1 protein-coding gene is annotated in these 1,571 nt (G+C 38.1%); it reads right to left on the bottom strand.

Annotated features, from left to right (window positions below):
- Nucleotides 1–146 precede the first annotated feature (146 nt).
- A complete protein-coding gene (locus FGS84_RS30565) occupies nt 147–1,325 on the bottom strand; it encodes an IS110 family transposase (protein WP_002588695.1) in 1,179 nt (392 codons plus the stop codon).
- Nucleotides 1,326–1,571 lie beyond the last annotated feature (246 nt).

The following is a 1,571-nucleotide window of genomic DNA, read 5'->3' as shown; positions in this document are numbered from 1 at the left end:
AAAGACTAACTATTAAAAGTCAAGTCTAAAATAAAAGTTTTGGATGAATTGCAGAAATGCACTTCAGATATATTTGTACCTTGAAAATTGCATGACGAACAGAGTGTCATTGCTGGCACTCTGAAAGGAGATATTTACAGAATCAGTTAAGCTGCTGGCTGATATGTTCGTCCTGATTTTTCCATTGCGAAAATTAGACGCACAAGCTTTTTCGTAGCATGAGATAAGGCAACATTGTAATGCTTACCTTCCGATCTTTTTTTTGCAAGATATGCACTGAAAGATTCATCCCATTGGCAAACATACTTTGTGGCATTATAAAGGGCATATCGAAGATAACGTGAGCCACGCTTTTCCATGTGAGAATAACAGTTATTTAATTGCCCTGATTGATAGGTGGAGGGAGACATACCTGCGTAAGCGAGTATCTGATCGGCTGAATCAAATCGGTTAAAGTCCCCGATTTCAGCAAGGATCATTGCACCCATTCGGTAACTGATACCAGGAATCGTCAGGATAGGAGAATGGATTTCCTCATCCATGATCTGTTTAATGGCTACTTCGATTTCGTCAATCTCTGCTGTTAATTCTTGAATAAGTTTGATGGTGTGCTTCAGCTCCAGAGATTTTGCAGGCATAACAGAGCCAATAGAGCTTCTAGCAGTTTCACGAAAAAGAATAGCGGTCTCTTTCCCATAACGCCCCTTTGATGCTTGGGATAAGAGATTAGTCAGTTTTGTAAGGTGGGAAGCAGCGATCTGTGCAGCTCCCGGAAATTCAGAAAGCAAAGCATATACAGAAGAAAGATGAAGTGAGGGAACCAGTTTTTCTAGTTCAGGAAAAAGGATATTTACCAGTCTGGAAATAGAGGTTTTGAGTTTTGCCCGTTCTTTTACCTTATCGAAACGATAACGAGTGAGTGACTTTAATTCCTCATTGTGGTAAGATATATCTGAGTAGGACTTTAAGTTCATATCGGACATAATCATAGTAGCAATGGTACGGGAATCAACTTTATCCGTTTTCGTCTTTCTAAGAGTTAGACTTTTTCTGTAAAGATTGGTATGTAACGGATTGATAACGTAGGTCGGCAAACCTTTATCAAGAAGGAATCCCAGAAGATTGTAACTGTAGTGTCCGGTGGCTTCGAGTCCTACTTTTACTTTTGTAAAATCATCTGAAACAGATTCAATTCTTTGAAATAAGGTGTTAAAGCCTTCATGATTATTGGAGATAGTAAAAGTATGAAATAATATTTCTCCATCTGAGTTTATGATAAAACAATCATGCTTATCTTTTGCGACATCAATTCCTACGTAAATCATAACCAATCTCCTTAAAAAAATTTGATACTGTTTAGGACCACTGGTACTCTTTGCGATTGTAACCTCGTTCTAAATAAACCGTCATGCGGTATCTAACTGATTAACAACTATACAAAGAGACTGTGGTTGTAGCCTTTCATAAACCATCAAGTGGTAGGGGGTGATAAACAATCCACAGTATCTCCAACAGTATAGCATACAGACCTTGGAGAGAGTCTATAAACACTACTACTTTATAATACGAGG

Source organism: Clostridium sp. 1001271st1 H5, assembly GCF_005845215.1.
Taxonomy (GTDB): Bacteria; Bacillota; Clostridia; order Lachnospirales; family Lachnospiraceae; genus Enterocloster.
Note: the sequence above shows the minus strand (reverse complement) of the source record. Positions and strands in the feature narration are given on the sequence as shown.